Here is a 7,654-nt window from a genome sequence, read left to right on the forward strand (position 1 = left end):
AAGATGTCTGATTTGACTTTGCAGGCTGCTGAGACAGAACTCGGAGAATTGAGACTAATAGGGATCCGCGTCTTATGCCCGCCGGATCAGTATTCAGATGAAATTCCGCGTGCTATTAATCTATTATTGGAACGCCTTCCAGAAATTAAGGGAGCTGTACATTCAGATCGGCTTGTTGGTGCCTTCAAAGTGAAGGAAGACTGTCCTGAAGAAGACGGATATTGGATTGGCATTGAGGTGAAGGAATTTATTAGCATTCCTGATGGTATGTTCTCATTAGAAATTCCACCGCAAAAATATGCCTCTATCCGGCACAAAGGACCTAATAATGAGATTAAAAATTCCTATAGGGAATTACACAAGTGGATTGAAGAAAACGGATACAAACGGCTAAAAAATAAGTGGCACATAGAAATCCATCACAGCTGGGAAATTATAGAGGATTTAGATATAGAGCTGCTGGATACGATAGCATAATGTTAAAAGACTGCCTACCCGGCAGTCTTTTCCCTGAAAAAAGAAGAATGGAGAATTTAAAAGTGATAGATTATCGAATTAAGCATATGAAAGGCTACGATGAAAAAATAGGAAATCTTGTATCAATGCTTGAACATGCCAGGTCTGTGACTCTCAAAGATGTTGCTGGGTTGACACAGAAAGAGCTGGATTTTCTTCTTGATGAAAACAGTAATTCAATAGGATCACTTCTGAAGCATATCGCTTTTGTTGAATATGTTCACCAAATTATTACTTTTGAAAATAGAGATCTTAACGACAAAGAACTTTCAAAATGGGCTGCAGCGTATGAACTGGGAGAGAAGGCGAGGAATGAAATTAATAACCATCCTCTTGAATTTTACTTGGAGGAACTGTCAGCAATTAGAGAGAAAACGTTAAAACTTTTAGCATCCAAACAGGATAGCTGGCTATACGAAGAAGGTAAGTGGAGCAACGGAGTGCCCTTTAATAACTTTTGGTTCTGGTATCACGTTATGGAGGATGAAATCAGCCATCGCGGGCAAATCCGGGTGATAAAAAGACAGCTGGCTGCTCAGAGGTAATAAGATAACCAACTGCCTTTTTCCAAAAATATGAAACTAAAGTTCCATTAGTTCGTATATAAGGTAAAACATTTAAAGGCGGTTTAATGGATGAGAAAAATGAATTGGGGTTTTTCAGGAAGCGGAATGGCATTTGGTCTGTCTCTGGGATTAGTTTTTGGAATGCTTTTTGAAAATTGGGCTTTGGGCATTGCTATGGGAGCTGCTTTTGGGGCATCGTTTGGATCCTTAGAAAAGAAGTAAAGGAGGATCTGCCTTGATTAAAAATAAAAAGCTCTTTCTGACATCAATTGTCTTAATCGTTATTTCCATGGCTCTAAACTTTCCTTTTCCGCATGAAAATCCACTAGGTGATACAGCAATAACGATTTTAAATATTCCAATCAAATCAGCAGATGGCTTTCATTTTGCAGGAGTATTTATTCTCATATTACTTATCCTGGGTATGGTATTGCTTCATCGTTCACTTGAAAAATACCATTTGAGATCTTTCTTTGCCGTTATCATCATCGTTTCCCTTCTTCCTCCTTCTCTGGCAGAGGCTTATCAAAAAACGCTGGCAAATGGCATCAATGCCGTTTCCTATATAAAAGATGAAAGTCAATGTAAGTTTGTAATGATTGGTGAAGATACTTTGCAGGGAACTTGTGAGCTGCCATTTGAAAATTACAGCAATGAGGAAGTGTCTTTTACTATCGGCTTTTATGACAGATATTTATTTGAAGAGGATGTAAAGATGCTTTCACTGATGAACAGCGGTAATCCTAGTAACGTTAAATTGCTCCCAAACGAAGCTAAGGTTGTCCGGATTGAGAAAGAGATCGATGTGTCAAAAATCAAAAACCACGTTGAAAATGGAGAATCAGCTTATGTAAGCCTCTTTATTCAGTCTGGTAAGAAAAACAGGAAATTGTAAGAGGGGTAGAGCTAATGAACATTGAGTTAAAACCCGTCACAAGAGACAATTGGGAAGAAGTCATTAAGATGAAAGTAAAAGAATCGCAGCGTGATTTCGTTCCATCAGCGGCTGTTTCACTAGCAAAGGTATATATTAAACCAGATGGGGATGCAGTAGAATATATCCCATTCTCAATATATGACAATGAAAAAATGGTCGGTTTTATCATGCATGCTTATGAACCGGACACGATTAATATGTATTGGATTAACGGTTTTTTTATTGACCAGAATTATCAGGGCAGGGGATATGGCCGGGCAGCATTAGGCGAGATGATCTGCTGGATAAAAACGAAATTTCCAAAATGCGAGGAAATCCGCTTAACGGTTCATAAAGATAATCGCCACGCAAGAAGTCTGTATAAAAACTTCGGATTTATCCCGACCGGAGAGATTTGGGGAGAGGAAGAGGTTTACTATTTTTCGGTATAAAGGAGTTATTTATGATTAATGAAACACTGGAATTAAATAAGAAAAGCTGGGATGAAGCGGCTAAAAGGTTTTATGGGCGCAATCCGCTGCCTGAATATGGACCATTAGCGCCAACTGAAGATGACCTTCAATTGTTCGGAGATGTGCGCAGCTTAAAGATGCTGGAGATTGGCTGCGGCAGCGGGCATTCCCTAAAGTATTTGGACGAGCGAGGAGCAGGTGAATTATGGGGATTGGACTTGTCTTCCAGGCAGATCGAATCTGCAAAGGAACTTCTGGTAAATTCTTCTTCGCAGGTAAAGCTGTTTGAATCCCCGATGGAACAAAATCCGGGAATCCCTGCTGAATATTTCGATGTCGTTTTTTCCATCTATGCGATTGGATGGACCACGAATTTAGACAAGACGCTAAAAAATGTTCATTCCTACCTTAAATCAGGCGGGGTGTTTATTTTCAGCTGGGAACATCCGATGTATAACCGGATTAAGGCTGAAAATGGAGCATTAATTATGGATAAATCCTATCATGAGGAAGGCTCCTATCAGCATATAGCCTGGAACCAGCCTGCCATTATGCAGCAATATAAACTAAGTACATATATTAATTTATTAATAGAAAATGGGTTTGCGATTGACAGGGTAATTGAAGACGTCAGTCTTACTGTGGAAGATGTTCAGCGGCATACCAACCGCTGGTATTCCTATGAAAAAACCAAAGCTATACCCGCTGCTTTTATTATTAAATGCAGCAAGCTATAGAAGAAAAGGCGGATGAGACCGAATGACTTATCATATTAGAGTCAGAGCAGGTGCAGTTATTATCGAAAATAATTCGATTCTGCTGATTGAGTTTCAGGATGAAAGAGGCCTTCATTACAATTTGCCTGCAGGAGGGGCTGAACCTAATGAATCTGTTATTGATACAGTGAAAAGGGAAGCAAAAGAAGAGGCATCTGTGGATGTGATGGTCGGCCCATTGGCTTTCGTTTATGAATATGCCCCTCACTTAAATGAATTCAGGTATGGGCAGATACATTCTCTGGGCTTAATGTTTGAATGCCAGTTAAGGGAAGGCTCATTGCCTAAAATGCCTTCAAATCCCGATCCTAACCAGACAGGAGTTAGGTGGGTGCCGCTTTCAGAGCTGGCCTATATAGTGTTGTATCCTAATATGAAAGCTCAAATCTTAGAATATGTAAAAAATAGAAGAAACATAGATTTTATCGAAGAACACACACTGGAAGTATACTCATTGGAGATAAAAAAATGAAGGAAGAAATCATGATTGACTGTGGTGAAGTAGTCCTCCGGGAATACCGGATGGAGGATGTCCAGCCACTCTATGAAATTACTTCCCAGCCGGAAGTTTATGAGTTTATTCCAGGTGCGCAGGCTACACTGGAACAGCGGGTGAACTGGATGGAGAATTATGAAATTCCGGCGAATGAAAAATTTAAGTCCTCAATGCCAGACCTGACAGATGCCGGATTTTTGAATTTGGGAATCATTCTAAAGGAAACTGGAGAGTTTATAGGCTTTTGCAATACAGGAATAAAGGATGAATTGCCGGAACCGAACAGGGAAATTGGCTATGCCATCTCAAAGCACTGGCGGAATAAAGGCTATTCTACCCTTGCTGCAAAAGGGCTAATAGGATTTCTTTTTGAAAAGACGGCTCTTGAAATACTGAATGCTGTTGCATTAACAAGCAATGCCAGTTCCAATAAAGTTCTGCGAAAGTGCGGATTCAAGCTTGCTGGCGAAATAGAGATTGATGGAGAACCGTTTTTCCATTACATCATGAGAAAAACTAGGCATAAATAAATTCAAAGACACCCGCCATTCAATATGGGGGTGTCCCATTATTTTGGTTAAAGGTCAGATTTAGGATTTGTATTAAATGTGCCGTTTTTGTTTTCCTGTTCATGTCCGCGCACCTGGTCTCCGCCGTTTCCTTTTTCGTGTACCTTTTTGCCGCCGAGTTTTACGTTTGGATATTCTTGTTCCCGCATGGTATTCACCTCCATGTTAATTAAATTATCCATAAAGGAAAAAAATATATAAATTTTGGGGTTTTTAAATGGAAATAACACTTATCAGACATGGCAGGTCATCGCAAATGGATAATCACCGCATGAATAGGCGTGAATTTAAAAAATGGGTTGAAAGGTACAATCACTTAGGCATTCTTGAGGGTGAGACTTGTCCTGCTGACGTAATAGAAAAAGTGATTTCAGCACCTTTTTTACTCACAAGTGATTTAAATAGGTCAATCGAGTCGGCCAGAAGCATAAATCCATCTGCGAAAATACAAGCAGATCCATTATTCAGGGAAGCTGATTTCCCCATACCTGCCGGTAAATTTCCTGGTATGAGATTAAGGCCAAATACCTGGGCTGTTTTATTAAGATTACTATGGTTATGCGGCGATTCACAGGGCTGTGAATCATACAGAGATGCAAAGTTGCGGGCAAAGCAAGCATCATTAACATTAACCTCTATTGCAAAAGAACATCACTTTGCCGTTCTCATAGGTCACGGTTTTTTCAACCTTTTAATTGCAAGGGAGCTTCAAAAAGCCGGATGGGCTGGGAAGAGAAAAACAGGTTCAAAGCACTGGAATGCAGATACCTACATCTTATAAAGGAGGGGAAGGAGAATGGTAAAACCTAATCTGGCATCCAGATTTAAAACATTTGGACAATATGAATGTCACGGATCGAGCGGGCTTTATGAGTTCTTGTCTTATAAGATTGCAGAGGATGAAGAATTGCTGTGTTTGGCATCTGAAGCGAGAGAAGGCCAGCCTGTGCCGAATTTATTTCTTGGGGCCATTCATTATCTGCTTTTAAGCGGGAAAGAGCATGATCTTAAGGAATTCTATCCAAGTTTAGTGGAGAATCCAAGGAACGCTCTGGAATCTTTCAAATGCTTTAAAGATTTCTGCAGGATAAATTCACGGGAAATTGAAGAAATAGTAAAATCAAAATTAGTCCAGACGAACGAAGTCAGGCGCTGTGCTTACTTGTACCCGGTGTTTGCCTGGATCTTTCAGCAAACCAAAAAGCCCCTGGCCTTGATTGAAATCGGGACAAGCGCAGGCCTGCAGCTTCTTTGGGATAAATACAGATACTCTTATGGAACAGGAAAAACATTTGGGAATCCAAGCACGAACGTTCATTTAACCTCTGAAATAAAAGGAGGCCATGTTCCGATTTTACCGCCAGAAATGCCGCCGGTAGCTTCAAGAACTGGAGTTGATCTGCATATAAATGACCTGAATAATGGGGAAGATTTTCTATGGCTGAAATCACTTATCTGGCCAGAACACTATGAAAGAAGAACTTTATTCGAAAAAGCAGCCCAATGTGTTAAAGCAAATCCAATCAGCCTGATTGAAGGAGATGGAGTTGAGCTTTTGCCAATTTTGATTGAAGGAATACCTGAAGAACATTCAATTTGTGTTTTCCACACCCATGTGGCGAATCAAATGCCCCAAGAAGTAAAAGAGAACCTGCTTGCAAAAATAAAAGCAAGCGGACAAAGCAGGGATATCTTTCATCTTTATAACAATATCAAGGACCGGAATCTGCATCTTGATTATTATCTGGATTCCAAGGAGCACAAGAAATTAGTCGGCCAAACAGAGGGACATGGAAAGTGGTTCACATGGGAATTGATTTAAGCTGCATCATTATTTCGTACCGCTGAAATTTTGAAACTTGACATCATCTGTTATACTTATCTAGGTAAGTATATATTGTTTTAACCTATTAACAGATATATCTTGCAAATATTAAGTGATAGGTGGAAATACAAATGAGTCAAAAACCATACAGAGTTCTACTTTACTACATGTATGTTCCTATTGAGGACCCTGAGGAGTTCGCAAAGGAGCATAAAGCTTTTTGCGATGAGCTGGGCCTTAAGGGGCGTATTCTTGTTGCGAGTGAAGGCATAAACGGGACTGTTTCCGGACCAGTGGAACAGACAGACCGGTATATGGAAGCAATGAAGCAGGATCCGCGCTTTGCGGAGATGGTTTTCAAAATAGATGAAGCAGATGGACATGCATTTCCTAAGATGAAAGTTCGTGCACGTCCCGAGCTTGTAACTCTTCGCCTTGAAGATGATGTGAACCCGAACGAGGTTACAGGCAAATACCTGGAGCCAAAGGAGTTCTTCGAAAGACTTCAGGATGAAAACACAATTGTATTAGATGCACGAAATGATTATGAATATGATCTTGGCCACTTTAGAGGGGCGATCAGGCCGGATATCAAAAATTTCCGCGATCTGCCGGATTGGGTGCGTGAGAATAAAGAATTGCTTGGCGATAAAAAGATCATTACGTATTGCACAGGCGGCATCCGCTGTGAAAAGTTCTCCGGCTGGCTTGTAAAGGAAGGATTTGAAGATGTAGCACAGCTTCACGGAGGAATTGTCACTTATGGAAAAGATCCGGAAGTACAGGGACAGCTATGGGACGGTCAGCTTTATGTATTCGATGACCGCATTGGCGTTCCTGTTAACCAAAAGGAGCATGTAATTGTAGGCAAGGACTACTTCACAGGTGAGCCTTGTGAACGCTATGTCAACTGTGCAAATCCTGCATGCAATAAGAAAATCCTATGCTCTGAAGAAAATGAGCATAAATATATGCGCAGCTGTTCTGATGAATGCCGAACGCATCCTAGGAACCGTTATGTAGCTGAACACGGTCTTTCCGAGTCAGAAGTGGAAGAAAGATTAGAAAAAGTAAGAGCGTAAGAAATTTGGAGCAGATTTTCCTTTAGGAAAACTGCTTTTTTTTATTGGAAATTTCATAAAAACTGATATAATATTCTTAAAATTTTTTATGAGGTGGGTGGGATATGGAGAATTTACTGTTATTTCTGTTTATGTCGTTTCTGCTTGTCATTTTGCCGGGACCTGATACTGGAATCTTAATACAAAACACGATTTCTAGCGGGAAAAAAAGCGGCATTAAAACGATGTTCGGATCTGTCGCTGGGCTGATGGTCCATACAATGGCTGTGGTATTTGGCTTATCGGCATTAATTGTAAAGTCTGCTTACATTTGTTCTTCTTATGCTTTCTATCCGTATCAGCTGGTTCTTGCTTATTCGATAGAGACTTTAACGAAACGATGCCCAAATAAATAAGATATAGCGCACCAGCATACTTAATAAAAGAAAAAATGTA

At 40.2% G+C, this 7,654-nt stretch carries 13 protein-coding genes; 12 read left to right on the forward strand and 1 reads right to left on the reverse strand.

What is annotated here, in order from left to right:
• The first annotated feature begins 3 nt into the window (after positions 1–3).
• The 8 genes from ACEQ1T_RS06760 to ACEQ1T_RS06795 all read left to right on the forward strand — a co-directional run bounded on the left by ACEQ1T_RS06760 (position 4) and on the right by ACEQ1T_RS06795 (position 4,273).
• Complete coding sequence (locus tag ACEQ1T_RS06760; protein ID WP_370222185.1) at positions 4–477, forward strand: GyrI-like domain-containing protein; 474 nt, start codon at positions 4–6, stop codon at positions 475–477.
• Positions 478–539: 62 nt separating this feature from the next.
• Positions 540–1,061, forward strand: coding sequence for a DinB family protein (locus ACEQ1T_RS06765; RefSeq protein WP_370222187.1), 522 nt, complete (start codon positions 540–542; stop codon positions 1,059–1,061).
• 90 nt (positions 1,062–1,151) lie between these two features.
• Positions 1,152–1,304 (forward strand): hypothetical protein, encoded by a 153-nt coding sequence (locus ACEQ1T_RS06770; protein WP_370222188.1) that lies wholly within the window; start codon positions 1,152–1,154, stop codon positions 1,302–1,304.
• Between the two features lie 13 nt (positions 1,305–1,317).
• Positions 1,318–1,977 carry a hypothetical protein gene (locus ACEQ1T_RS06775; RefSeq protein ID WP_370222189.1) on the forward strand — a complete coding sequence of 220 codons (660 nt, stop codon included), beginning with the start codon at positions 1,318–1,320 and terminating at the stop codon, positions 1,975–1,977.
• A gap of 14 nt (positions 1,978–1,991) precedes the next feature.
• A complete protein-coding gene (locus ACEQ1T_RS06780; RefSeq protein WP_206843719.1) occupies positions 1,992–2,450 on the forward strand; it encodes an N-acetyltransferase in 459 nt (152 codons plus the stop codon).
• 11 nt (positions 2,451–2,461) lie between these two features.
• Entirely contained in the window at positions 2,462–3,208 is a 747-nt protein-coding gene (locus ACEQ1T_RS06785; RefSeq protein WP_370222190.1) for a class I SAM-dependent methyltransferase, read from the forward strand.
• 22 nt (positions 3,209–3,230) lie between these two features.
• Positions 3,231–3,719, forward strand: a complete 489-nt coding sequence (locus ACEQ1T_RS06790; RefSeq protein ID WP_370222192.1) for an NUDIX domain-containing protein — start codon at positions 3,231–3,233, stop codon at positions 3,717–3,719.
• Positions 3,716–4,273, forward strand: coding sequence for a GNAT family N-acetyltransferase (locus tag ACEQ1T_RS06795; RefSeq protein WP_370222194.1), 558 nt, complete (start codon positions 3,716–3,718; stop codon positions 4,271–4,273). The genes ACEQ1T_RS06790 and ACEQ1T_RS06795 overlap by 4 nt, the downstream gene beginning before the upstream one ends.
• 47 nt (positions 4,274–4,320) lie before the next feature.
• Here ACEQ1T_RS06795 and ACEQ1T_RS06800 read toward each other — a convergent pair whose 3' ends face one another.
• Positions 4,321–4,461, reverse strand: a complete 141-nt coding sequence (locus tag ACEQ1T_RS06800) for a hypothetical protein (protein WP_169799759.1) — start codon at positions 4,459–4,461, stop codon at positions 4,321–4,323.
• 68 nt (positions 4,462–4,529) lie between these two features.
• On the opposite strand from ACEQ1T_RS06800, the gene ACEQ1T_RS06805 reads away from it, so the two are divergent.
• From ACEQ1T_RS06805 to ACEQ1T_RS06820, 4 genes are all read left to right on the forward strand, one after another.
• Entirely contained in the window at positions 4,530–5,093 is a 564-nt protein-coding gene (locus tag ACEQ1T_RS06805) for a histidine phosphatase family protein (RefSeq protein ID WP_206843732.1), read from the forward strand.
• A 15-nt stretch (positions 5,094–5,108) separates the two neighbouring features.
• Entirely contained in the window at positions 5,109–6,134 is a 1,026-nt protein-coding gene (locus tag ACEQ1T_RS06810) for a DUF2332 domain-containing protein (RefSeq protein ID WP_206843735.1), read from the forward strand.
• A gap of 134 nt (positions 6,135–6,268) precedes the next feature.
• Positions 6,269–7,219 (forward strand): rhodanese-related sulfurtransferase, encoded by a 951-nt coding sequence (locus ACEQ1T_RS06815; protein WP_206843738.1) that lies wholly within the window; start codon positions 6,269–6,271, stop codon positions 7,217–7,219.
• Positions 7,220–7,323: 104 nt separating this feature from the next.
• The gene (locus ACEQ1T_RS06820) at positions 7,324–7,614 is read left to right on the forward strand and encodes a LysE family translocator (protein WP_370222195.1); all 291 of its coding nucleotides are present in this window, start codon (positions 7,324–7,326) and stop codon (positions 7,612–7,614) included.
• Positions 7,615–7,654: the final 40 nt, after the last annotated feature.

Origin of the sequence: Cytobacillus sp. (assembly GCF_964223445.1) — a bacterium.
Taxonomy (GTDB): Bacteria; Bacillota; Bacilli; order Bacillales; family Cytobacillaceae; genus Cytobacillus.